We start from the raw sequence: 23,592 nt of genomic DNA on the forward strand, positions 1-23,592 counted from the left end.
TCCATGCGGCAAGCGCTACGCGCGGACGGTGATGAACCTGAGGCGGGACTCGCCGGCGCGCACCTCCGCGTTGCGGGGCAGGTTGACGGGTTCGCCGTCGAACAGCGCCGGGATGGTTCGGCGCGCGGCGAGGCGAAGCGCGGTGACGTCGGCACGGGAAACCGCCGGATCATGCCGCCAGTCATCGGTAAGCCAGGCAGCGCCGAGCCGCAGCAGCGAGAGCAGCCGGGTGGCGGTGATCGCCGCCGCCTCGAAGTGCTCAGCGTCGCCGGGCACCGCGATCAGCGCCTGGTGCGCGCCGCCGAGCCGCTCGGTGCCGAGGACGCGGACCCGGCGGCGGCGACTGAAGCTGCGCTGCCAGGCGAGCCGCGCCGCCGCTACCATCCGGCGCAGCCGGCCGTGGCGAGCGGCCTCGCGCGCGCTGCCCCACTGCGCCGCGGGACCGATGATTGCGGCGACGAAGGCACGGTGCGGGCCGGCCTCGACCAGCGGCAGGCGGCGCGTCCGCTCCTGCTCGTGCGCCGCGGCGATGATCGTCGCCGCGTCCGCGTCGCCGTGCAGCACGCGCGCCAGCATGTTCATGGTGCCGCCCGGCAGGATCAACGCCGTCCCTTCGAAACGATCAAGTGCGCAGGCGGCGGCATTGATCGTGCCGTCGCCCGCGAACAGCACCACCGTGTCCACTCCTGCCGCCGCCAGCGCGGCTGCGTCCGGCAGCGCCTCCACCGGGAACAGCGTGCGCCCGACGAGCGCCAGCCCGCGCTCATGCATGATCGCCTCGATCGCGTCGCAATGCGCGTCCGACGTAGAACCGGAGCCAGGATTGGTGATGAGCCAGATTTGCTGCACCCGCGGCGTGTAGCCGGTTTGCGGATCGGCGGACAGCCATGCTGCGGTGCAGCTTGCGTGTTGCGATCTTGAACCGTCCCGCTATGTTAAACGCGTTAAACGGAGACGATGATGCTCGGCGTTCGGCTCGACGATGAACTGGAAGCGCGGTTGGCCGCCGTTGCGCGCAGCCAAGGTCGCAGCAAGAGCGACATCGCGCGCGACGCGGTGCGGCGCTACGTCGAGCTGCACGATGCTGCCTTCCGGGCGGAGGCCCGGCGCCAGTCGGAGCGAGCGGCGGCGCGCGACGACGCGGCCGACTGGGCGTTCTTCGACGCGGTCGAGGCGGCGGACGGCCGGTGGAGATAGTCCGCGGCGCGCTGGTGCTGGTCGAGGGACCGGACATGCTTGCCACGAAGCGGCGGCCGTTCCTGGTCATCCAGTCCGACCTGTTCAACGAGGCGCACGCCTCCGTCACGCTCTGCCCAGTCAGCAGCCTGGTCGGCGGGGAGGCACTGTTCCGCGTGCCGATCGCGCCGTCGCCGGAGCTCGGCCTGTCGGTCGAGAGCGAGGCGCAGGTCGACAAAATCAAGACGCTGCGCCGCACGCGCATCATCCGCGTGCTCGGTCACGCGCCCGCAACGATCATGGAACAGGTCGATCAGGCGCTCCGGCGCTGGCTCGCGCTCTGACAACGAGAACCCCGAGGAGGATACGCATGAACACCGACGAGATGACCGCGAAGATCGCAGGCGGGCAGGGCTTCATCGCCGCGCTTGATCAGTCCGGCGGCTCCACCCCCAAGGCGCTCCTGGGCTACGGTGTCGGGGAGGATGCGTGGAGCAGCGAGGCTGAGATGTACGCGCTGATCCACGACATGCGCAGCCGGATCATCACGGCGCCCTCCTTCACCGGCGACAAGGTGATCGGCGCGATCCTGTTCGAGCGGACGATGGACGGCCAGGTCGCCGGCAAGACCGCGCCCCAGGCGCTGATCGACCGCGGCGTCGTGCCGTTCATCAAGATCGACAAGGGGCTTGAGGCCGAGGCCGACGGCGTCCAGCTCATGAAGCCGATCGACGGCCTCGATGCGCTGCTCGACCGTGCCAAGGAACTGGGCGTGTTCGGGACCAAGGAGCGCTCGGTCATCAACCTCGCCAACAAGGACGGAATCGCCCGGATCGTGTCGCAGCAGTTCGTGATCGCCGATCAGGTGATCGCCGCCGGACTGGTCCCGATCCTGGAGCCCGAGATCAACATCAAGTCGCCCGAGCGCGGGGCCGCCGACCTGATCCTGCGCGACGAGCTCCTGGCGCAGCTCGACGATGATGCGGACGGGCCGCTGGTCATGCTGAAGCTATCGATTCCGGAGGTGCCGAACAGCTTCGACGTGCTGGTCGATCATCCGCGCGTGCTCCGCGTCGTGGCGCTGTCGGGCGGCTATGCGCGACCGGAGGCGTGCGCCGAGCTGGCCAAGAACCGGGGCATGATCGCAAGCTTCAGTCGCGCGCTGCTGGAGGATCTGCGCCATGGCATGTCGGACGAGGAGTTCGACCGCGCGCTGGGCGCCGCGATCGACGAGATCTACGCGGCGTCCGTCAACAAGGCGGCCTGAGACCACACGCGGGCATCGTGAAAGGGGCGGTACGCGTCCGGCTTGATCGGGCGTGTACCGCTTGTGGCTTCCTCGACGGCTTGGCGGCGCCCCGGCACCGGGGTAGGGCGCCGCATGACCGATGAAGACGATCCGCTAGGCCCCCTCGACCCTGATTTCGCCGCGCAGTTCGTGCGCGACGATCGCCGGCCGCCATGCCAGCTCTACCTGATCTCGCCGCTCCAGGTCGGCGGTGGCTTCCCCGACCGGCTCCGGCGCGCGGTCGGAGCAGGGCCGGTCGCGGCGTTCCAGTTCCGGGTCAAGGACGTCGACCAGCACGAGGCGGCACGGCTCGCCGACCCGCTCCGTCGGATCTGCGCGGACGCCGACATCGCCTTCATCGTCAACGATTCGATCAGCCTTGCCAAGCGGGTCGGCGCCGACGGCGTGCACCTGGGTCAAGGGGACGATGACCCGCGGGAAGCGCGCGCGGTGCTGGGCCCGCAGGCGCAGATCGGCGTCACCTGTCACGACAGCCGCCACCTGGCGATGGAGGCCGGCGACGCGGGTGCGGACTATGTCGCCTTTGGGGCCTTCTACCCGACCGGTACGAAGGAGACGCGGCATCGGCCCGAGCCGGTGATCCTGTCGTGGTGGCACGCCCTGTTCGAGCTGCCGTGCGTCGCCATCGGCGGGATCACGCCCGCCAACGCCGCGCCGCTGGTCGCGGCCGGCGCCGACTTCCTGGCGGTCTCCGGCGCGGTGTGGAACGGCGACGAGGTAGCCGCGGTGCGGGCGTTCGGCGAGGTGCTGGCGTAAGCACACGGCCACAGGAAACCCCATCCGGCTCCGGGCGTTAGCAACAGGAACGTAGGCGTAACGGAGTTGAGCGATGCGGTGGACGACGCTGGTCTTGGTGGGAACCGTTCTGGCCGGGGCGGCTCCCCCGCCGCCTGCGGCCAGGCCGGCGGGTGCGGCCGCTGCCTTGCCGAGCGTCGACCGCGACATCCTCCACGTCCAGGTAATCCTCGACAAGCTCGGCTTCGGGCCCGGTGTCCTCACCGGGCGGATGAACGCAGTGACCAAGGCGGCACTGCGCGGCTTTCAGGAGAGCCGCGGCCTCGACACCACCGGCGCGATCGATGCCGCCACGCTCCGCGGGCTGTACCAGTACCGGGCGTGGCGTCCGACCAAGACGATTGTGCTGACGCCGGGGATGCTCGCCGGGCCGTATCTCGGCACCATTCCCAAGGATTATGAGCAGCAGTCGAAGCTTCCGGCGCTCTCCTACCGCTCGCCGCTCGAGAAGCTGGCCGAGATGTTCCATACCACGCCGCAGGTGCTGGTCGCGCTCAACAGTCGCGAGACGCCGCTGCGGCCGGGCACGCAGGTCGTCTTCCCCAATGCGCTGCCGGTCTCGCGCAACTACACGATCGACGATGCGAAGTGGCGCTCGACCGTCGCCAATCTCAACGTCGATGCGCAGCAGCCGGCCGCCGACCACGTCGTGGTCGACGAGTCGGAAGGCGTGCTGAAGGTTTTTGACAAGGACGACAAGCTGGTCGCGCAGTTCAGCGCCACCATGGGCTCGGCCAAGTTCCCGCTGCCGATCGGCACGTGGGAGATCAAGGGCAGCGCCTACAACCCCGACTGGAAGTTCGATCCGGACCTGATCGCCAACACCAAGCCCGGGGCCAAGGAAGCGGTGGTGCCGCCCGGGCCCAACAATCCGGTCGGCGTCGTGTGGATGGACCTGTCCAAGGAGCATTACGGCATCCACGGCACGTCCGAGCCGCAGAACATCGGCCAGACGGAGTCGAACGGGTGCATCCGCCTGACCAACTGGGACGCTGCGCGGCTGGCGCTGATGATCAAGCCCGGCACGAAGGCGGTGTTCCGGGCGTGAGCTGGGCCACATCGCTCGGGCGCTTCCGCCGCGTCCGCCCGTCGGCGGCAACGCGGGCGGGCGTCGGGCGACCGCGCGGGCGACGGCGGCGGAATCTGCTGCTCTACCTGCTCGCGTTCGTGATCATGCTGCTGGTCGCGGCCGGGTCGCTGGTCCGCTTTACCGGGCCGCAGCAGCCAAGCGTGGTCGCCGACGTGATCGCCCGCGCGAAGGCGCCGCGTGCCGCTCCGCCAAGCGGGCTGACAATCCCGGTCGCGGGCGTGCGTGCCGACGCGCTGGCCGACAGCTGGGGCCAGGCCCGTGAGGGCGGCGCGCGCGCGCATCAGGGAATCGACATCATGGCGCCGCGCGGCGTGCCCGTGGTCGCCGCCAGTGCCGGCACGGTGGAGCGGCTGTTCACGAGCGGCGCGGGCGGCACCACCGTGTACGTCCGCTCGCCCGATCGGCGCTGGACCTATTACTACGCGCACCTCGCCGCCTACGCTCCCGGTCTGGCGGAGGGCGCCGCCGTGCGCGCCGGGCAGCAGCTCGGCTATGTGGGAGACACCGGCAACGCAGGTCCCGGCAACTACCACCTTCACTTCGGCATGTCGCGGATGCGCCTGGGCGATGGCTGGTGGGAGGGGGAGGCGGTCAATCCCTTTCCCCTGCTTGTCGGAGGCGCGAGGCGGAGCTAAGGGGCGCGGCCATCGGGACGCGGGCACGCGTCTCCTCGCTCTTTCCAGCAGGTAAGCTCCCCATGAAGATCAGCGGCGTCGATATCCGTCCCGGCAACATCATCGAGTATGAGGGCGGCATCTGGCGTGCCGTGAAGATCCAGCACACCCAGCCCGGCAAGGGCGGGGCGTACATGCAGGTCGAGCTGAAGAATCTGCGCGACGGCCGCAAGAACAATGTCCGCTTCCGCTCGGCGGAGACGGTGGAGCGGGTCCGGCTCGACACCAAGGATTTCCAGTTCCTGTTTGCCGACGGCGACAACCTGGTGTTCATGGACAAGGACACCTACGACCAGACCAGCCTGCCGCGCGACCTGCTCGGCGACGCCGCCGCGTTCCTGCAGGACGGCATGGACGTGGTGATGGAGCTCTACGACGAGGAGCCGATCAGCGTCCAGCTGCCCGACACGATCGAGGCGGTGATCGTGGAGGCCGATGCGGTGGTGAAGGGCCAGACCGCCTCGTCGAGCTACAAGCCCGCGGTGCTGGAGAACGGCGTCCGCGTGATGGTGCCGCCGCACATCGCCGCCGGCACGAAGATCGTGGTCGACGTTTACGAGCAGACCTATGTCAGGCGAGCCGACTGAGCCGCGATAGCCGAGCTATCGCGCACAGCCGGACGACCCGGCCGGCGGGCTTAGCCCGACCGACGACGCGGGCTTTGCCCGCGGCCCGACAAGCAACAAGCCCGAGGATGGGCCAGGAACAGAACATGGCAGCCCAATCCGGCCTCATCACCGTCATGGAGCGCGCGGTCCGCAAGGCGGCACCGCGCCTGCGCCGTGACTTTGGTGAGGTCCAGAACCTGCAGGTCAGCCGCAAGGGGCCGGCCGATTTCGTCTCCGTCGCCGACAAGCGCGCGGAAGAAGCGATCGTCGAGGAGCTGCGTCGCGCCCGGCCAGACTGGGGCCTGCTGCTGGAGGAGGGCGGCGAGGTGAAGGGTGATCCCGACCTGCCGCGCTGGATCGTCGACCCGCTCGACGGCACCAGCAACTTCCTGCACGGCATCCCCCACTTTGCGATCTCGATCGCTGTCGAGGACCCGCGCGGCGCCGGCGGGCGGCCCGAGATCACGCACGGCATGGTCTACCAGCCGCTGACCGACGAGGGCTTCTGGGCGGAGAAGGGCCGCGGCGCGTGGGTCCAGGGCAACCGGCTGCGCGTGTCGTCGCGCCGCGATCTGGCGGACTCGCTTGTCGCAACCGGCATCCCCTTCCTGGGTCACGGGAACTTCGCCGAGTGGAGCCGCATCTTCGGCGCAGTCGCACCCGAAGTGGCCGGCATTCGCCGCTTCGGCGCCGCCGCGCTCGACCTCGCCTGGGTCGCCGCGGGCCGCTTCGACGCGTTCTGGGAGAGCGACCTGAAGCTGTGGGACATTGCGGCCGGCTACCTGCTGGTCAAGGAAGCCGGCGGCTTCGTCACCGACTATCGCGGCGCCGACCGCGCACTCGAGAAGTGCGAGGTACTCGCCGCCAACGACCAGCTCCACTCGCGCCTCCACAAGCTGGTCGCATCCGCGCTGCGGTGAGCCTGCTAAGTCGTTGAATTGTTGCACCCCTGCGGCTTGTTGCAGGGGGCACTACCCCCATCTGCAGCGCGACGATCCGGTATGGTACGCAACGATTTGCGAGTCATTCTCACGGGGTCAAACCCTTGCCCGGTGTAGGGTAGGGGTCTAGAGCCCGCGTCATCCTTTTGTTCGCACTTGCGAGAGCGCCTTTGGTCGACCTGTCGCACTATCTGCCGATCCTCATGTTCCTCGGGATCGCACTGCTTCTCTCCGGCGCTTTCGTGGTGCTGCCGATGGTCGCCGCGCGCTTCACCGGTGCCCACAAGCCGACGCCGGAGAAGCTGACGGAGTATGAGTGTGGCTTCCCCGCCTTCGAGGACAGCCGTTCGCAGTTCGACGTGCGGTTCTACCTCGTCGCGATCCTGTTCATCGTCTTCGATCTGGAGGCGGCGTTCATCTATCCCTGGGCCGTGACCGTCTTCGATCTCGGCTGGGTCGCCTGGGGATCGATGATGATCTTTATCGCCGAGCTAGCGCTCGGTCTCGTCTACGCATGGAAGAAGGGAGCGCTGGATTGGGAGTAGATCTCGACGCCGCGCCGCAGAAGCCGCTCGGCGGCAGCATCTCGCTCGATCGGGCGCCGGCCCCGGGCACGCTGCCTGACCAGGGTTTCTTCAACGACCTGAACGGCGAACTCAACGACAAGGGCTTCCTGGTCACCTCGACCGAGGAGCTGTTCCAGTGGGCGCGCACCGGCAGCCTGTGGTGGATGACCTTCGGGCTCGCCTGCTGCGCGGTGGAAATGATTCACGTCAACATGCCGCGCTACGACCTGGAGCGCTTCGGCGCGGCCCCGCGTGCGTCGCCGCGCCAGTCGGACGTGATGATCGTCGCAGGAACCCTCTGCAACAAGATGGCTCCGGCGCTGCGCCGCGTCTACGACCAGATGTCTGAGCCCAAGTACGTGATCTCGATGGGATCGTGTGCGAACGGCGGCGGCTATTATCACTACAGCTACAGCGTCGTGCGCGGCTGCGACCGGGTGGTCCCGGTCGACATCTACGTGCCCGGCTGCCCGCCGACTGCCGAGGCGCTGCTGTACGGGATCATGCAGCTGCAACGTAAGATCCGCCGCATCGGCACGGTGGAGCGGTGAGGGCGCCCGCCCCCCGCTACGCCGCCAACGACGGCGTGATCGAGCATGCGGCCGCTGCGCTCGGCGACCTCCTGGTCGAGGCGAGCGACCTAGTCGGCGAGGTCTCGCTGACCGTGCCGCGTGAGCGGCTGGTGGACGTGATGACGCGGCTGCGCGATACGCCGGGCCTGGAGTACCAGCAGCTGATGGAGATCGCGGGCGTCGACTATCCGTCGCGGCCCGAACGGTTCGACGTCGTCTACTGCCTGCTGTCGCTCACCCGCAACCATCGCATCCGCGTGCGCGTGACGACGGACGAGGAGCAGCCGGTGCCGTCGGTGACCGGTATCTGGCCGGTCGCCGGGTGGCTGGAGCGCGAAGTGTACGACATGTACGGCGTGCTGTTCTCCGGCAACGCTGACTTGCGCCGCATCCTGACCGATTACGGCTTTCGCGGGCATCCGTTCCGCAAGGACTTCCCGCTCTCGGGGTATGTCGAGATGCGCTATTCCGAGGAGGAGAAGCGGGTCGTCTATCAGCCGGTCAGCCTGGCGCAGGACTTCCGCAACTTCGACTTCATGAGCCCGTGGGAAGGCGCGGAATACGTCCTGCCAGGCGACGAGAAGGCGCCGACGCCGGCACCTGCCGCGACCCCGCCGACGCCCAAGACCGCCGAGCCCTCGACCAATGTCGCGGCCCAGCCGCAGGCGAAGGGCGCGCAGTCGCCGGTCACCGCCGACCAGTTGCGGAAGGCCGATGCCGAGGCGGCGGAGAAGGCGAAGGCCGACGTCGACAAGCCGAAGGTGAGCGAGGACACGGGCGATACCGGCGCGGGCAAGCCGCACCCCGACGATGGTCCTGCGCCCGCCGATCCCGATGTGGTGCCCACGAAGGGCGAGGGACAGAACCAATGAGCGAGTTTCTCGACGAACTGGAGGGCCGTACCGACGCGGCCGATCCGACGTCCGGCGACGCCGAAATCCAGAACTACACGATCAATTTCGGGCCGCAGCATCCCGCGGCGCACGGTGTGTTGCGCCTCGTGCTGGAGCTCGACGGTGAGATCATCGAGCGGATCGACCCGCACGTCGGACTGCTTCACCGCGGCACCGAGAAGCTGATCGAGTACAAGACCTATCAGCAGGCGCTGCCCTACTTCGACCGGCTCGATTACTGCTCGCCGATGTGCATGGAGCACAGCTACGTGCTCGCGGTCGAGAAGCTGCTCGACCTGGAGGTGCCGCTCCGCGCCCAGTACCTCCGCGTGTTCTTCGCCGAGCTGACCCGCATCATGAACCACATGCTGAACCTCGGTTCGCACGTGATGGACGTGGGCGCGATGACCCCGAACCTGTGGCTGTTCGAGATCCGCGAAGACTGCATGGGCTTCTACGAGCGGGCGTCGGGCGCGCGCATGCACGCGAACTACTTCCGCGTGGGCGGCGTTCACCAGGACGTGCCGCTGAAGCTGCTCACCGACATCTCCGACTGGCTCGACACGCGCCTGCCGCGGCTGTTCGAAGACGCGATCAGCCTGGTTGCCGAGAACCGCATCTTCAAGCAGCGCAACGTCGACATCGCGATCGTGAGCCGTGACGACGCGATCCGGTGGGGCTTTTCCGGCCCGATGATCCGCGGCGCCGGCATTCCGTGGGACATCCGCAAGTCGCAGCCGTACGACGTCTACGACCGGATGGAGTTCGATGTGCCGGTCGGAACCCGCGGCGACTGCTACGACCGGTTCATGGTGCGCGTGGAGGAGGTCCGTCAGTCGGCGCGGATCATGAAGCAGTGCCTGGCCGAGATGCCGGAAGGCCCGGTCATGACCACCGACCGCAAGGTCGGCCCGCCCAAGCGCGGCGAGATGAAGCGGTCGATGGAAGCGCTGATCCACCACTTCAAGCTCTACACCGAGGGCTACCACGTCCCCGCGGGCGAAGTGTACGTCGCGACGGAGAGCCCCAAGGGCGAGTTCGGCGTGTACCTGGTCAGCGACGGCACCAACAAGCCGTACCGCTGCAAGATTCGTCCGACCGCGTTCAGCCACCTTCAGGCAATGGACTTCATGAGCCGCGGGCACATGCTGGCCGACACCACCGCGATCCTCGGCGCGCTCGACATCGTGTTCGGGGAGTGTGACCGGTGAGCGAGCCCGTCAGCACCGACCTGATCTACGCCGTGCTGCAGAAGATGCAGGGTGACTTGGCCGAGCTAAAGTTCGACATGCGTGATCTGAAAATCCGGGTGACCGCTGCCGAAGAGCATATCGGCAGCCTGGTGATCGCGGTGTCGGGCACCAACAACCGCCTTGATCGCCTGACTGACCGTATTGAACGGATCGAGGCGCGGCTTGACCTCACGGATGCACACTGATGGCTGACGCACCGCAGATCCCCGACGAGGCAGAGGTCCGCGCTCGCTGGAACGGGTTCGCTTGGACGGACGAGAACCAGCGCCGCGCGAACGAGATCCTGGCGCGCTATCCCAAGGGCCGCGAGCAGTCCGCGTCGATCCCGTTCCTCGACCTGGCGCAGCGGCAGGTGGGGGCGGAGACCGGCACGCAAGGGTGGCTGCCGATCCCGGTGATCGAGTTCGTTGCGCGCCAGATCGGCGTTGCCTACATCCGCGTGTACGAGGTTGCGACCTTCTACACGATGTTCAACCTGGCGCCGGTCGGCCGCTACCATGTGCAGGTGTGCGGAACGACGCCGTGCCTGCTGCGCGGGTCAGACGACGTGCTGGCGGCGTGCAAGAACAAGGGCCTGAACAAGGGCAAGACGACGCCCGACGGCCTGTTCACGCTGACCGAAGTCGAGTGCCTGGGCAGCTGTGCCTCGGCGCCGATGGTCCAGATCAACGACGACAATTACGAGGACCTCGACTACGATCGCACCATGGCGATCCTGAACGCGCTGGAAGCGGGCGAGAACCCGAAGGCCGGCACGCAGGAACCAGGTCGCCACACCGTCGAGCCATACGGCGGCGTGACCACGCTCACCGCGATGGTGGACGAGAATCACGATTACCGGTCGGAGTGGGCAGCGTGAGCAAGAACACGCTCGTCACGATTTTGGCCGTGATCGGTGCGGTTGTCGTACTTGGCTGGGTGCTGAAGCTCAGCTTCAAGCTGCTGGGCCTCCTGATCGGCGGCGCCATCGTCATTGCGATCCTGGCCGGCGGCCAGAAGCTCTTGGGGAACGGCAAGTGAGCCTCGCGGACAAGGACCGGATCTTCACCAACCTCTACGGTTTCCAGCCGTGGAACATCGACGCTGCGATCGGGCGCGGTGACTGGGACAACACCAAGGACCTGCTGGCGCTCGGCCCCGACACGATCATCGACCGGATCAAGGCGTCCGGCCTGCGCGGGCGCGGCGGGGCAGGGTTCCCGACCGGCATGAAGTGGAGCTTCATGCCCAAGGAACCGCGGCCCGACCGGCCGAGCTTTCTGGTCATCAACGCCGACGAGTCCGAGCCGGGATCGTGCAAGGACCGCGAGATCATCCGCCACGATCCGCACAAGCTGATCGAGGGAGCGCTGGTCGCCGGCTTTGCGATGCGCGCGCGGGCAGCGTATATCTACATACGCGGCGAGTATATCCGCGAGGCTGAGGTGCTGTTTGCGGCGATCGCGGAGGCGTACGACCGCGGGCTGATCGGCAAGAACGCGTGCGGCTCGGGCTACGACTTCGACGTGTTCTGCCACCGGGGCGCGGGCGCCTACATCTGCGGTGAGGAAACCGCGATGCTGGAGAGCCTCGAGGGCAAGAAGGGCCAGCCGCGCCTCAAGCCGCCGTTCCCGGCCGGCGCGGGGCTGTACGGCTGCCCGACCACCGTCAACAATGTCGAGAGCATCGCGGTCGCCCCGACCATCCTGCGTCGCGGGCCGGAGTGGTTTGCCTCCTTCGGCAACGAGGGGAACAAGGGCACCAAGCTGTTCCAGATCAGCGGCCACGTCGAGCGCCCGACGGTCGTCGAGGAGGCGATGTCGATCCCGTTTCGCGAGCTGATCGAGAAGCATTGCGGCGGCATCCGCGGCGGATGGGACAATCTGCTGGCGGTGATCCCGGGCGGATCGTCGGTGCCGCTCGTGCCTGCGGCGCAGATCATGGACGCGCCGATGGATTTCGACGGGCTCAAGGCGCTCGGCTCCGGCCTCGGCACCGCGGCGATCATCGTCATGGACAAGTCCACCGACATCGTCCGCGCGATCAGCCGCCTGTCCTACTTCTACAAGCACGAGAGCTGCGGCCAGTGCACGCCGTGCCGCGAGGGAACGGGCTGGATGTGGCGGGTGATGGAGCGGCTCCGCACTGGCGACGCGGACATCAGCGAGATCGACACGCTGCACCAAGTGACAAAGCAGGTCGAGGGCCACACGATCTGCGCGCTCGGCGATGCGGCGGCATGGCCGATCCAGGGCCTGATCCGCCACTTCCGCCCCGAGCTGGAGCGTCGCATCACCGAGCGCCAGGGCACCGGTGGCATGGCGCCGATGCAGGAGGCGGCGGAGTGAGACGGGTCTCCACGCTGCTGCTGGAGGTGGCGCTGCTGCTCTCGGCGGTGGCGGCGCTGTTCTATCTGGTGCGGATGATCCTGGCGCCATTCATGCGGCACGACTGGTTCTGGGGCGGGGCGGTCGCGTCTGTCGCAGGGCCGGTGCTGATCGCCGCTGCATTGCGGCTGCTCGGTGAGGACCCCGCGCGAGCACTCCTGCGAGATGGGGAGATTCCCAGATGATCGCCTTGTTCATTGCCTTGGCGGCGACGGCAACGACGCCACAGGGTAAGCTGATTCCGAAGCAGGTCGTCGTGGCCGAATTCGGCGACTGCTTGGTCAGGACGGCTCCGCGTGCGACCGGTCGACTGCTGATGACGCCGCTCGGCAGCAGCGAGGAAGCGCGGCTGGCGCATGAGGTTTCGCGGGCTGGACGAACCTGCCTCGGCGGTCGTCCGGGGCTGTCGCTGCGGACCGGTGCGATCCGCGGAGCAATCGCGGAGGCAGCGCTGGCGCGCGACGGGGCGGTAGCGGCGCGGGCTCGCGCGCTCACGGCGACGGTCGCCGATCGACCCGCGCGGGCGAACGGCCGCGCCTTCGTCATCGCCTATGCGACCTGTCTCGTACACAGCGACCCCGCCCGCTCGCTGACGCAGCTCGGGCAGGCGATCGCCAGCCAGGAGGAGCGCGCGGCCTTTCTCGGCTTCGGCGACGCCCTGACGCGGTGCATGCCGGAAAAGGTCCGCTACAACGTCGACGTCACCGACGTGCGCAATCACATTGCGGCCGTGCTCTACCAGGATGCGCGCGGTCGAACGGAAGCCGACAATGCCTAAGCTGAAAGTAGACGGGATCGAGGTAGAGGTACCGCAGGGAGCGACCGTGCTCCAGGCGTGCGAGGCGGCGGGCAAGGAGATCCCGCGCTTCTGCTACCATGAACGGCTGTCGATCGCCGGCAACTGCCGGATGTGCCTGGTCGAGGTGAAGCCGGGGCCGCCGAAGCCTCAAGCGTCGTGCGCGCTGCCCGCCGCCGACAACCAGGAGATCCGCACCGACTCCGCGATGGTGAAGGCGGCGCGCGAGGGCGTGATGGAGTTCCTGCTCATCAATCACCCGCTCGACTGCCCGATCTGCGACCAGGGCGGCGAGTGCGACCTCCAGGACCAGTCGATGGCCTATGGCCGCGGCCATTCGCGCTACACCGAGAACAAGCGCGCGGTGACCGAGAAGTACATGGGCCCGATCGTCAAGACGGTCATGACCCGCTGCATCCAGTGCACCCGCTGCGTCCGCTTCGCGGAGGAAGTCGCGGGCGTCGAGGACATCGGCGCGCTGTACCGCGGCGAGAACATGCAGATCACCTCCTACCTGGAGCACGCCGTCCAGTCCGAGCTGTCGGGCAATGTCGTGGACCTGTGCCCGGTCGGGGCGCTCACCTCCAAGCCCTATTCGTTCGAGGCGCGGCCGTGGGAGCTGAAGAAGACCATGGCGATCGACGTCATGGATGCGGTCGGGACCAACATCCGGCTCGACGCGCGCGGGCGTCAGGTGCTGCGCGCGCTGCCGCGGATCAACGAGGACGTGAATGAGGAGTGGGCGCACGACAAGACGCGCCACGCCGTCGACGGGCTGATCCGCCGCCGGCTCGACCGGCCGTTCGTGCGGCGTGACGGCAAGCTCCACCCTGCGACATGGGACGAGGCGTTCGACGCGATCGCGGCGGTCGCCAGAGAGGCCGGCAGCAGCGTCGCCGCCGTCCACGGCGACCAGGTCGACTGCGAGACGATTTTCGCCGCCAAGGCGCTGCTGAAGGAGCTCGGCTCCCCGCTTCACGAGGGGCGGCAGACCGGGATGGACTATGACGTCTCCAGCCTCTCGGCCGTCAACTTCAACACGACCATCGCCGGGATCGAGGACGCGGACGCGATCCTGCTGGTCGGCACCAACCTCCGCTGGGAAGCGCCGCTGGTGAACACCCGCGTGCGCAAGGCGATCAAGCGCGGTGCCAAGGTGTTCGCGATCGGGCCGGAGACGGACCTGACCTACAAGGCCGAGTGGCTCGGGACCGACCTGTCGCTGCTCGGCGACCTGCCGGAAGCGGCGGCAAAGGCGTTCGCGGATGCCAAGGCGCCGGCGGTGATCGTCGGCGGTGCGGCACTGAAGGGCGGCCACGGCGCGGCGCTGGCGCTCGCGGACAAGCTCAACCTCGTACGGACGCTGGAGGACGGGACGGCCTGGAACGGCTTCAACGTGCTCCACATGGCGGCATCGCGGATGGGATCGCTGCTGCTCGGCTTCACCAGCAAGGGCGGGGTCGGGGAGCTGGTCGCTGCTGAGCCCAAGCTCGTCTTCTTCCTCGGCGCGGACGAGGTCGATCACCAGGCCTTCGGATCGGCGTTCAAGGTGTTCATCGGTCACCACGGGGACGCGGGCGCGCACCACGCCGACGTGATCCTGCCGGGGGCGGCGTTCAGCGAGAAGCCGGGCACCTACGTCAACCTGGAGGGGCGCGTGCAGCGCGGCGATCGCGCGGTGTTCCCGCCGGGTGACGCGCGCGAGGACTGGGCGATCCTGCGCGCGCTGAGCGAACGGATCGGCCATACGCTGCCGTTCGACAGCTTTGCCGAGCTGCGCGCCGCGATGTTCAGCGACACGCCGGCGCTTGCGCAGGAAGGGCTGGCGACGCTCGAGTGGAACCCGCCGGCGCTCGACGCGGCCGCGAGCGGCGCCATCAGTGGCTATCCGATCACCGACTTCTACCTGACCAACGCGATCTGCCGCGCGTCGCCGACGATGCAGCGCTGCTCGGCCGAGATCGTCCATGGTCAGGATTTCGCGGAGGCGGCGGAGTGAGCCGCAACGTTGTCATCCCAGCGCAGGCTGGGATCGCGTGCCGCACGGGCGCGCCCTTTCACGAAGCGACCCCAGCATTCGCCGGGGTGACGGAAATGTGCAGATGACGTCTTTCTTCGAGAACTCGGTCGGCATGCCCTACGGCTGGGCGTGGTTCACCGCGACACTGATCGGCATCCTGGTCATTGCACTGCCGCTGATGCTGGCGGTCGCGATGATCATCTACGCCGATCGCAAGATCTGGGCGGCAATGGCGCTGCGGCGCGGACCGAATGTCGTCGGCCCGTTTGGCCTGCTCCAGTCCTTTGCCGACGGGCTGAAGGTCTTCCTGCAAGAAACGATTGTCCCCTCGTCGGCCAATCGCGGGCTGTTCCTGCTGGCGCCGGTCATCACCTTCACCGTCGCGCTGATCGTGTGGGCGGTGGTGCCGTTCGCGCCGGGCGCTGTGGTCGCGAACATCAACGTCGGCCTGCTCTACGTGCTCGCGGCGTCCAGCCTCGGCGTCTACGGCATCATCATCGCTGGCTGGGCGTCCAATTCCAAATACCCGTTCTTCTCCGCGCTCCGCGCCGCGGCGCAAATGGTCAGCTACGAGGTCGCCATCGGCTTCGTCCTGATCTCGGTCGTGCTCTGGGCGGGCAGCTTCAACCTGTCGGAGATCGTAACGGCGCAGACCGGGCACGTCTTCGGACTGCTGAACGGCTTCGGCTTCAATCCGCTGCTGTTCCCGATGGCCGTCGTCTTCCTGATCTCCTCCATGGCGGAGACGCAGCGCGCGCCGTTCGATCTGACCGAGGCGGAGTCGGAGCTCGTCGCGGGGTATCAAACCGAATACAGCTCGATGAGCTTTGCGCTGTTCTGGCTCGGCGAATACGCCAACGTGCTGCTGATGTGCACGCTGAATGCCACGCTGTTCTGGGGCGGGTGGCTGCCGCCGCTCGACTGGGCACCGCTCTACTACGTGCCGGGGATCATCTGGCTCTTCGTCAAGATCCTGCTGTTTTTCTTCATCTTCAGCTGGGTGAAGGCGACGGTGCCGCGGTACCGCTATGACCAGCTGATGCGGCTGGGCTGGAAGGTGTTCCTGCCGCTCTCGCTCACCTTCGTGTTCCTGGTTTCAGGATACCTCATGCTTCAGCGGGTGCCGCTATGAGTCTTGCCCAAGTCGTCCGGTCGTTCACGCTGTGGGAGTTCATCAAGGCGCACGCGCTGACGCTGCGCTACTTCTTCAAGCCCAAGGCGACGATCAACTACCCGTTCGAGAAAAACCCGCTGTCGCCGCGGTTCCGCGGCGAACACGCGCTGCGCCGCTATCCGAACGGCGAGGAGCGCTGCATCGCGTGCAAGCTGTGCGAGGCGGTGTGCCCGGCCTTGGCGATCACGATCGAGGCGGAGCCCCGCGACGACGGCAGCCGCCGCACGACGCGCTACGACATCGACATGACCAAGTGCATCTACTGCGGACTGTGCCAGGAGGCATGCCCGGTGGACGCGATCGTCGAGGGTCCGAACCTCGATTTCTCGACCGAGACGCGCGAGGAACTGATCTACGACAAGGCCAAGCTGCTCGAGAACGGCGATCGCTGGGAGCGGAGCCTCGCGGCGAACCTTGCCGCCGACGCACCCTACCGGTAAGCGCCGCGGCAACAGTGGGGAACGCCATGAAGTATCGATCGAGGCTGCTCGGCTCCGGCACGGGCACCGGCGCCTTTGGCGCCTTCGCACAGGCGGCGCGGCGGACGCCGGCCGTTGTCGACGCGAACGGCCGCGCGCTGAGCCCGTGTTGTGCGGCGGGCACGTGCGACGGGGACGCGCACCAGTGATCCAGGCTATCGCCTTTTACCTGTTCGCGGGCGTGGTGATCCTGTCGGCAGGCCTCACCATCTCGTCGCGCAACCCGGTGCACAGCGTGCTGTGGCTGATCCTCGCCTTCTTCAACGCGGCGGGGCTGATGGTGCTGTGCGGTGCCGAGTTCATCGCGATGCTTCTGGTCATCGTCTATGTCGGCGCGGTTGCCGTGCTGTTCCTGTTCGTCGTCATGATGCTCGACATCGACTTCGCCGAGTTGCGCGCCGGGTTCGTCCGCTACGCCCCGGTCGGGGTCGCGCTGGCGCTCGCGTTGGCGGCGGAGGTGGTGATCGGCTTCTTCGGCTACACCGCCGGTGGGGTCGAATTGGCGGTCAAGGCCGCTCCGCTCGACCCGACCATTCCGAACATCGAGGGAATCGGGCGCCTGCTCTACTCGCGCTACCTGTTCGTGTTCGAGGGTGCCGGGCTCGTCCTGCTGGTCGCAATGATCGGTGCGATCGTGCTCACTTACCGCGAGCGGGGCGGTGTGCGCCGCCAGTCGATCAGCAGCCAGGTCAACCGCCGCGCCAAGGATTCGACCCGCAACATGCAGCCGGCGGTCGGCCAGGGGGTGGAGCTGTGATTGGATTGACCCACTACCTGGTGGTCGCCGCCATCCTGTTCGGGATGGGGGTGTTCGGCATCATCGCCAACCGCAAGAACCTGATCCTGATCCTGATGGCGATCGAACTGATCCTGCTCGCGGTGAACATCAACCTGGTCGCCTTCTCCGCCTATCTCGGCGATCTGGTCGGACAGGTGTTCGCGATGTTCGTCCTGACCGTCGCCGCCGGCGAGGCGGCGATCGGGCTGGCGATCCTGGTGATCTACTTCCGCGGCCGTGCGACCATCTCGGTCGACGACGTCAACCGCATGAAGGGGTGAGCGGATGATCCAGCTGATCGTCTTTCTGCCGCTCCTCGCGGCCGTCGTCGCAGGGCTCGCCAACCGCGCATTCGGCACCGCGCTGCCGAAGCTTGTGACGACGGGTGCGCTGTTCGTCGCCTGCGCGCTGTCGTGGCCGATCTTCATCGGGTTCCTGACCGGCACGGCTGAGGCGGGCGTCACACCCGTCTCCAACTGGGTGACGTCGGGCACGATGGTGTTCGACTGGGCACTGCGCGTCGATGCGCTCACCGCGGTCATGCTGGTCGTGATCACGTCGGTGTCTGCGCTCGTCCACCTCTATTCCTGGGGGTACATGAGCGAGGACCCGGATCAGCCGCGGTTCTTCGCCTATCTGTCGCTGTTCACCTTTGCGATGCTGATGCTGGTGACGGCAGACAACCTCGTACAGATGTTCTTCGGCTGGGAGGGCGTCGGTCTCGCCTCCTACCTCCTGATCGGCTTCTGGTTCCGCAAGCCGTCGGCCAACGCCGCCGCGATCAAGGCATTCGTGGTCAATCGTGTCGGCGACCTGGGCTTCATGCTCGGCATCTTCGGCACCTATCTGGTGTTCGGCACCGTCTCGATCCCCGCAATCCTTGAGGCGGCACCTGGCATGGCCGGATCGACGATCGGCTTCCTCGGCGCACGCTTCGACACGATGACGGTGCTGTGCCTGCTGCTGTTCGTCGGTGCGATGGGCAAGTCGGCGCAGCTCGGGCTTCACACCTGGCTGCCGGACGCGATGGAGGGTCCGACCCCGGTATCGGCGCTGATCCACGCCGCGACCATGGTGACCGCCGGCGTGTTCATGGTGTGCCGCCTGTCGCCGATGTTCGAGACGAGCCCGACGGCGCTCGGCGTCGTAACCTTTGTCGGCGCCGCGACCTGCCTGTTCGCGGCGACGGTCGGCACCGTCCAGAACGACATCAAGCGGGTGATCGCTTATTCGACCTGCAGCCAACTCGGCTACATGTTCTTCGCCGCCGGCGTCGGCGCGTACGGCGCGGCGATGTTCCACCTGTCTACCCACGCCTTCTTCAAGGCGCTGCTGTTCCTCGGCGCCGGCTCGGTCATCCACGCGATGCACCATGAGCAGGACATGCGCTTCTACGGCGGGCTCCGCCGCTCGATCCCGGTGACCTTCACGGCCATGCTCCTAGGCACGCTGGCGATCACCGGCGTCGGCATCTACGAAGTTGGCGGGTTCGCGGGCTATCACTCGAAGGACGCGATCATCGAGGTCGCTTGGGCGGCGGGTCCGGGCGGGCAGATGGCATCGGTGGTCGGCATGGTCGCCGCGCTGCTGACCAGCTTCTATTCCTGGCGGCTGATGTTCCTGACCTTCTGGGGCAAGCCCCGCTGGATCAACAGCGAGCACATTCAGCACGCGGTGCACGACGCTCATAACCACGGTCACGATCACGGCCACCACGAGGGCGCTGACGCGGCCCACGGGCACCACGGCGAGGCGGCCGAAGAGGGCGCGGGCGCCACTCCTGACACCCATGCGCCGGGCGCGCACGAGGTGACCGACGGCACCGGTGGCTACCACCCGCACGAGAGCCCGTGGTCGATGCGCCTGCCGCTGATCGTCCTGTCGATCGGCGCGGTCGTGGCGGGCTTCGTCTTCTTCCCGTTCTTCATCGAACCCGAGTCCAACCGCTTCTGGCAGGGCTCGATCGCGTTCAACGAGCATCTGATGCACGCGATGCATGAAGTGCCGCTGCTGGTGAAGCTGTCGGCGACAATCGTGATGCTGACCGGGCTGCTGATCGCCTGGGCAAGCTACATCCGCTCGCCCGGCTTCCCGGCGAAGTTCGCCGACACCTTCCGCGTGCTCTACGACTTCCTGCTCAACAAGTGGTACTTCGACGAGCTGTACAATGCCGTGTTCGTCCGGCCGGCGTTCGCCGTCGGCCGCTTCTTCTGGAAGCGCGGTGACGAGGGCACGATCGACCGCTTCGGTCCCAACGGATCGGCAGCGCTGGTCGGGCTGGGCAGCCGCGTCGCGGGCCGTGTCCAGACCGGATATCTCTACACCTATGCCTTCGTCATGCTGCTCGGCCTGACCGCGGCCGTCACCTGGGCGATCACGCGATGACCGGCTTTCCGATCCTCTCCGTCATGCTGGCGGTGCCGCTCGTCGCGGCGATCGCGTGCCTGTTCCTTGACGCGCGCACCGCCCGCTGGCTGGCGCTGGCGGCGACGCTGGTCGATCTGGCGCTCGGCATTCTCCTTTGGGCCAACTTCGACGTCGCCGGCCCGGCCGCACAGTGGCAGTTCACCGAATATCACGAGCTGTTCCCGCGCTTCGCCTATGCGCTCGGGATCGACGGTTTTGCGCTGCTGCTGATCATGCTGTCGGTGTTCCTGATGCCGATCTGCATCGGGGCCTCCTGGGAAGCGATCACCGAGCGCGTGCCCGAGTATATGGCCGCCTTCCTGCTGACGGAGGTGCTGATGATCGGCACCTTTGCCGCGCAGGACCTGCTGCTGTTCTACATCTTCTTCGAGGCCGGCCTCATTCCGATGTATCTGATCATCGGCATCTGGGGCGGCGCGAACCGGATCTACGCCAGCTACAAGTTCTTCCTCTACACGCTGCTCGGCTCGATCGTGATGCTGATCGCGATGCTGTGGATGGCGAGCCCGCTCGGCGCCAACACCACCTACATTCCGGACCTGATGAGTCATGACTTCCCGGTCGGGGCGCAATATTGGCTGTGGCTCGCCTTCTTCGCGTCGTTCGCGGTCAAGATGCCGATGTGGCCGGTCCACACCTGGCTCCCCGACGCGCACGTCCAGGCGCCGACCGCGGGATCGGTGATCCTCGCGGGCGTGCTTCTGAAGCTCGGTGGCTACGGCTTCCTGCGGTTCAGCCTTCCGATGTTCCCGGAAGCGTCGGCCGCGCTCGCATGGCTGGTGCTGGTGCTCTCGGCAGTGGCGGTAGTCTACACCAGCCTGGTCGCGCTGGTGCAGTCGGACATGAAGAAGCTGATCGCCTATTCCTCGGTCGCGCACATGGCGATCGTCACCATCGGCCTGTTCGCCTTCAACCAGCAGGGGATCGAGGGTGCGATGATCGTGATGCTCAGCCACGGGCTGGTGTCGGGCGCGCTGTTCCTGTGCGTAGGCGTCATCTACGATCGGCTGCACACCCGTGAGATCAGTCGCTACGGGGGCCTGAGCATCAACATGCCGCGCTACGCGGTGCTGTTCCTGCTGTTCACCATGGCGTCGATCGGCCTGCCGGGCACCAGCGGGTTCGTTGGCGAGTTCCTGAGCCTTGCCGGCACCTACCAGATCAACACCTGGATCACGCTGGTGTGCACCACCGGCATCATCCTGGGTGCCGCCTACATGCTCTATCTCTACCGCCGTGTGGCATACGGCGACATCGTCCACGACGACGTGCGCTCGATGACCGACCTGTCGGGTCGGGAGATCGCGCTGCTGGCGCCGGTCGCCGCGGTGGTGCTGTGGATGGGCGTCTATCCGGAGAGCTTTCTGGCGCCGATGCGCGCCGACGTCGCGACGCTGCTCGCCCGCGTCGAGCGGACCAAGCCGGTAAGTGACTCCAAGCCGACCCCGGGCAACCCTGCCTTGGCCGCCGCCCATGGTGCCGCCGCCCACGCTACTGCCGCGTCGGGAGGGGCGCACTGATGAACGGTTCGTCTGACCTGGTACTGATCCTTCCCGAACTGGTGCTGACCGTCGGCGCGCTGGTGCTGATGCTTGTCGCCGCCTGGGGCGGTCAGGCGTCGACGCGCGCGGTCAGCTGGGCCTCGGTCGCGGTGCTGATAGGTGCCGGGATCGCGCTCGCCGGTCCCGCCAGCAGCGGGGCGGACGCATTCGACGGCCTGTTCCGCGCCGACGCGTTCGCCGCCTATGCGAAGGTGCTGATCTACGTCGCGACTGCGGTGTCGATCATCGTCGCGCCCGCCTTCTTTGCCCGCACCAGCGGAGACGATCTCCGGCCCGAATACCCGGTGCTGATGCTGCTCGCGGCGGTCGGCATGGGGATGATGGTGTCGGCGGGCGACATGCTGGTGCTCTACGTCGGGCTCGAGCTTCAGAGCCTCGCGGCCTACGTGCTGGCGAGCTTCATGCGGCGCGACACCCGCTCGGCGGAGGCGGGCCTCAAGTATTTCGTGCTCGGCGCGCTCGCGAGCGGGATCCTGCTCTACGGCATCAGCCTGGTGTATGGCTTTTCGGGCTCGACCGAGTTCGACCTGATCGCCGCTGCCTATGACGCGACGCCGGGCACTGGGCTGCTGATCGGGCTGGTCTTCGTGTTCGCCGGCATCGCCTTCAAGATCGCGGCGGTGCCGTTCCACATGTGGACGCCCGACGTGTATGAGGGCGCTCCCACCCCGGTCGTGGTAAGCTTTGCGACCGCGCAGAAGGTCGCGGCGGTGGCGCTCGCGCTCCGTGTCGCGCTCGACGCGATGGGGCCGGCGCTGCTGCAATGGCAGCAGATCGTCATCTTCGCCTCGCTCGCGTCGATCCTGTTCGGCGCGGTGGCGGCGATCGGGCAGACCAACATCAAGCGGCTGCTTGCTTATTCCTCGATCAACAACGTCGGCTTCGCGCTGATGGGGCTGGGCGCGGGGACGAGCGAGGGCGCGGCCGCCGTGCTAAGCTACATGACGGTCTACGTGGTGATGACGCTCGGCAGCTTCCTGGTGGTGCTGCAGATGCGCGGCGCCGATGGCGAGCCGATCGAGAGCATCGCAAGCCTGTCCGGACTGTCGCGAACGCGCCCCGGCCTCGCCGCGGCCTTCGCCATGTTCATGTTCTCGCTGGCCGGCATCCCGCCGCTGCTCGGCTTTTATCCGAAGCTGGCGGTGTTCTGGGCGGCCACCGACGCCGGGCTGTTCGGCTTCGCAGTGGCGGGTGCGGTTGGATCGGTGGTCGGCGCCTATTACTATCTCAAGATCATCAAGACGATGTACTTCGATCCGCCCGCCAATGAGATCGTCGGGCGCGATGCGTCGAGCACGCTCGACTACGGCCTGATCGCGGTCGCGGCGCTGGTCATCTCGCCGCTCGGCTACCTGCTGATCAAGCCGCTGGCTCCGGTCACCGCGGCGGCGGCGAGCGCGCTGTTCTGAAAGACCTGGCGACGGTCGCCGCGACCGGATCGACCAACGCCGACGTCCTCACCGCCGCGCGGGCGGGTGCGCGGGAGGGATGGTGGCTCCGCGCCGATCGCCAGGAGGGCGGGCGCGGGCGGCATGGCCGCCATTGGGTGTCGCCCAAGGGCAATCTCTACGCGACGACGCTCGTGCGGCACCGCGCCGTCGATCCGCCGGCGGCCGGACTGGCGCTGGTCGCCGCCGTTGCCCTGCACGAAACGATCGCCGTCCACGGTGTCACGGCCACGATCAAGTGGCCGAACGACCTGCTGGTCGGTGGCGCCAAGCTGTCGGGCATCCTGCTCGAGCGGGAAGGGGAGGCGGTGGCGGTCGGCTTCGGCGTGAATTGCGCTCACGCACCCGACCTGCCGGGACGCGCGACGACCAGCCTTGCCGCCCAGGGCTGCCTCGTCACGCCGGCGACGCTGGTGGAGACGCTGGCCGAGCTGTTCGCGCGCTGGCTCGCTCGCTGGCGGATGGAGCGTCTCGCACCCGTGCGGCAGGCGTGGCTCGCCAGCGCGCACCCATCCGGCACTGCACTGTCGGCGCTCCTGCCGGACGGCACGGTGGTCGACGGGCTCTTTGTCGGGCTGGACGGCGGCGGCGCGCTCAACCTCCGCTTGGCCGACGGCACCACCCGTGTCATTCACGCCGCCGACGTGTCCCTCCTCTGAAGGCGC

Annotated in this window: 29 protein-coding genes; 28 read left to right on the forward strand and 1 reads right to left on the reverse strand. The window is 67.6% G+C overall.

Annotated features, from left to right (window positions below; all coding sequences use genetic code 11):
- Positions 1 to 15 precede the first annotated feature (15 nt).
- The gene (locus tag CRO12_RS14330) at positions 16 to 849 is read right to left on the reverse strand and encodes a diacylglycerol/lipid kinase family protein (protein WP_179641045.1); all 834 of its coding nucleotides are present in this window, start codon (positions 847 to 849) and stop codon (positions 16 to 18) included.
- 108 nt (positions 850 to 957) lie between these two features.
- Between CRO12_RS14330 and CRO12_RS14335 the strand changes: the two genes are divergently transcribed.
- The 28 genes from CRO12_RS14335 to CRO12_RS14460 all read left to right on the forward strand — a co-directional run bounded on the left by CRO12_RS14335 (position 958) and on the right by CRO12_RS14460 (position 23,586).
- Entirely contained in the window at positions 958 to 1,197 is a 240-nt protein-coding gene (locus CRO12_RS14335; RefSeq protein ID WP_245858534.1) for a ribbon-helix-helix protein, CopG family, read from the forward strand.
- A complete protein-coding gene (locus tag CRO12_RS14340; RefSeq protein ID WP_245858535.1) occupies positions 1,188 to 1,520 on the forward strand; it encodes a type II toxin-antitoxin system PemK/MazF family toxin in 333 nt (110 codons plus the stop codon). Before CRO12_RS14335 ends, CRO12_RS14340 begins: the two co-directional genes overlap by 10 nt.
- A gap of 26 nt (positions 1,521 to 1,546) precedes the next feature.
- On the forward strand, positions 1,547 to 2,443 hold the full coding sequence (locus tag CRO12_RS14345) for a fructose bisphosphate aldolase (RefSeq protein ID WP_097064734.1): 897 nt from the start codon (positions 1,547 to 1,549) through the stop codon (positions 2,441 to 2,443).
- A 114-nt stretch (positions 2,444 to 2,557) separates the two neighbouring features.
- Positions 2,558 to 3,241, forward strand: a complete 684-nt coding sequence (gene thiE / locus CRO12_RS14350) for a thiamine phosphate synthase (RefSeq protein WP_097064735.1) — start codon at positions 2,558 to 2,560, stop codon at positions 3,239 to 3,241.
- Positions 3,242 to 3,314: 73 nt separating this feature from the next.
- A complete protein-coding gene (locus CRO12_RS14355) occupies positions 3,315 to 4,328 on the forward strand; it encodes a L,D-transpeptidase family protein (protein WP_097064736.1) in 1,014 nt (337 codons plus the stop codon).
- On the forward strand, positions 4,325 to 5,005 hold the full coding sequence (locus tag CRO12_RS14360) for a M23 family metallopeptidase (protein ID WP_245858536.1): 681 nt from the start codon (positions 4,325 to 4,327) through the stop codon (positions 5,003 to 5,005). Before CRO12_RS14355 ends, CRO12_RS14360 begins: the two co-directional genes overlap by 4 nt.
- 62 nt (positions 5,006 to 5,067) lie before the next feature.
- Entirely contained in the window at positions 5,068 to 5,631 is a 564-nt protein-coding gene (efp, locus tag CRO12_RS14365; RefSeq protein ID WP_097064737.1) for an elongation factor P, read from the forward strand.
- Between the two features lie 125 nt (positions 5,632 to 5,756).
- On the forward strand, positions 5,757 to 6,572 hold the full coding sequence (locus CRO12_RS14370) for an inositol monophosphatase family protein (RefSeq protein WP_097064738.1): 816 nt from the start codon (positions 5,757 to 5,759) through the stop codon (positions 6,570 to 6,572).
- A 191-nt stretch (positions 6,573 to 6,763) separates the two neighbouring features.
- Entirely contained in the window at positions 6,764 to 7,138 is a 375-nt protein-coding gene (locus CRO12_RS14375) for an NADH-quinone oxidoreductase subunit A (protein ID WP_097064739.1), read from the forward strand.
- Positions 7,129 to 7,710 (forward strand): NuoB/complex I 20 kDa subunit family protein, encoded by a 582-nt coding sequence (locus tag CRO12_RS14380; protein ID WP_179641046.1) that lies wholly within the window; start codon positions 7,129 to 7,131, stop codon positions 7,708 to 7,710. The genes CRO12_RS14375 and CRO12_RS14380 overlap by 10 nt, the downstream gene beginning before the upstream one ends.
- A complete protein-coding gene (locus tag CRO12_RS14385) occupies positions 7,707 to 8,603 on the forward strand; it encodes an NADH-quinone oxidoreductase subunit C (RefSeq protein ID WP_097064740.1) in 897 nt (298 codons plus the stop codon). The genes CRO12_RS14380 and CRO12_RS14385 overlap by 4 nt, the downstream gene beginning before the upstream one ends.
- Positions 8,600 to 9,835, forward strand: coding sequence for an NADH-quinone oxidoreductase subunit D (locus tag CRO12_RS14390; protein WP_097064741.1), 1,236 nt, complete (start codon positions 8,600 to 8,602; stop codon positions 9,833 to 9,835). The genes CRO12_RS14385 and CRO12_RS14390 overlap by 4 nt, the downstream gene beginning before the upstream one ends.
- Complete coding sequence (locus tag CRO12_RS14395) at positions 9,832 to 10,062, forward strand: hypothetical protein (protein ID WP_097064742.1); 231 nt, start codon at positions 9,832 to 9,834, stop codon at positions 10,060 to 10,062. The genes CRO12_RS14390 and CRO12_RS14395 overlap by 4 nt, the downstream gene beginning before the upstream one ends.
- Entirely contained in the window at positions 10,062 to 10,736 is a 675-nt protein-coding gene (locus CRO12_RS14400; RefSeq protein ID WP_097064743.1) for a complex I 24 kDa subunit family protein, read from the forward strand. The genes CRO12_RS14395 and CRO12_RS14400 overlap by 1 nt, the downstream gene beginning before the upstream one ends.
- The gene (locus CRO12_RS18060) at positions 10,733 to 10,897 is read left to right on the forward strand and encodes a hypothetical protein (RefSeq protein WP_179641047.1); all 165 of its coding nucleotides are present in this window, start codon (positions 10,733 to 10,735) and stop codon (positions 10,895 to 10,897) included. Before CRO12_RS14400 ends, CRO12_RS18060 begins: the two co-directional genes overlap by 4 nt.
- A complete protein-coding gene (gene nuoF / locus CRO12_RS14405; RefSeq protein WP_097064744.1) occupies positions 10,894 to 12,204 on the forward strand; it encodes an NADH-quinone oxidoreductase subunit NuoF in 1,311 nt (436 codons plus the stop codon). The genes CRO12_RS18060 and nuoF overlap by 4 nt, the downstream gene beginning before the upstream one ends.
- A complete protein-coding gene (locus CRO12_RS14410; RefSeq protein WP_097064745.1) occupies positions 12,201 to 12,428 on the forward strand; it encodes a hypothetical protein in 228 nt (75 codons plus the stop codon). Before nuoF ends, CRO12_RS14410 begins: the two co-directional genes overlap by 4 nt.
- The gene (locus CRO12_RS14415) at positions 12,425 to 13,021 is read left to right on the forward strand and encodes a hypothetical protein (RefSeq protein ID WP_097064746.1); all 597 of its coding nucleotides are present in this window, start codon (positions 12,425 to 12,427) and stop codon (positions 13,019 to 13,021) included. The genes CRO12_RS14410 and CRO12_RS14415 overlap by 4 nt, the downstream gene beginning before the upstream one ends.
- Positions 13,014 to 15,038 carry an NADH-quinone oxidoreductase subunit NuoG gene (gene nuoG, locus CRO12_RS14420; RefSeq protein WP_097064747.1) on the forward strand — a complete coding sequence of 675 codons (2,025 nt, stop codon included), beginning with the start codon at positions 13,014 to 13,016 and terminating at the stop codon, positions 15,036 to 15,038. The genes CRO12_RS14415 and nuoG overlap by 8 nt, the downstream gene beginning before the upstream one ends.
- 103 nt (positions 15,039 to 15,141) lie before the next feature.
- Positions 15,142 to 16,191 carry an NADH-quinone oxidoreductase subunit NuoH gene (gene nuoH / locus CRO12_RS14425; protein WP_097064748.1) on the forward strand — a complete coding sequence of 350 codons (1,050 nt, stop codon included), beginning with the start codon at positions 15,142 to 15,144 and terminating at the stop codon, positions 16,189 to 16,191.
- Complete coding sequence (gene nuoI / locus CRO12_RS14430) at positions 16,188 to 16,673, forward strand: NADH-quinone oxidoreductase subunit NuoI (RefSeq protein ID WP_097064749.1); 486 nt, start codon at positions 16,188 to 16,190, stop codon at positions 16,671 to 16,673. Before nuoH ends, nuoI begins: the two co-directional genes overlap by 4 nt.
- Positions 16,674 to 16,699: 26 nt before the next feature.
- Entirely contained in the window at positions 16,700 to 16,861 is a 162-nt protein-coding gene (locus CRO12_RS18065) for a hypothetical protein (RefSeq protein ID WP_179641048.1), read from the forward strand.
- A complete protein-coding gene (locus CRO12_RS14435) occupies positions 16,858 to 17,469 on the forward strand; it encodes an NADH-quinone oxidoreductase subunit J (protein WP_097064750.1) in 612 nt (203 codons plus the stop codon). The genes CRO12_RS18065 and CRO12_RS14435 overlap by 4 nt, the downstream gene beginning before the upstream one ends.
- Positions 17,466 to 17,771 (forward strand): NADH-quinone oxidoreductase subunit NuoK, encoded by a 306-nt coding sequence (nuoK, locus tag CRO12_RS14440; protein WP_097064751.1) that lies wholly within the window; start codon positions 17,466 to 17,468, stop codon positions 17,769 to 17,771. Before CRO12_RS14435 ends, nuoK begins: the two co-directional genes overlap by 4 nt.
- 4 nt (positions 17,772 to 17,775) lie before the next feature.
- Positions 17,776 to 19,875, forward strand: a complete 2,100-nt coding sequence (nuoL, locus tag CRO12_RS14445) for an NADH-quinone oxidoreductase subunit L (protein ID WP_097064752.1) — start codon at positions 17,776 to 17,778, stop codon at positions 19,873 to 19,875.
- Positions 19,872 to 21,437, forward strand: coding sequence for an NADH-quinone oxidoreductase subunit M (locus CRO12_RS14450; protein ID WP_097064753.1), 1,566 nt, complete (start codon positions 19,872 to 19,874; stop codon positions 21,435 to 21,437). Before nuoL ends, CRO12_RS14450 begins: the two co-directional genes overlap by 4 nt.
- Positions 21,437 to 22,888, forward strand: a complete 1,452-nt coding sequence (nuoN, locus tag CRO12_RS14455; protein WP_097064754.1) for an NADH-quinone oxidoreductase subunit NuoN — start codon at positions 21,437 to 21,439, stop codon at positions 22,886 to 22,888. Before CRO12_RS14450 ends, nuoN begins: the two co-directional genes overlap by 1 nt.
- A 5-nt stretch (positions 22,889 to 22,893) precedes the next feature.
- Complete coding sequence (locus tag CRO12_RS14460) at positions 22,894 to 23,586, forward strand: biotin--[acetyl-CoA-carboxylase] ligase (RefSeq protein WP_097064755.1); 693 nt, start codon at positions 22,894 to 22,896, stop codon at positions 23,584 to 23,586.
- Positions 23,587 to 23,592: the final 6 nt, after the last annotated feature.

This window comes from Sphingomonas guangdongensis, assembly GCF_900199185.1.
GTDB classification, from domain to species: Bacteria; Pseudomonadota; Alphaproteobacteria; order Sphingomonadales; family Sphingomonadaceae; genus Sphingomonas; species Sphingomonas guangdongensis.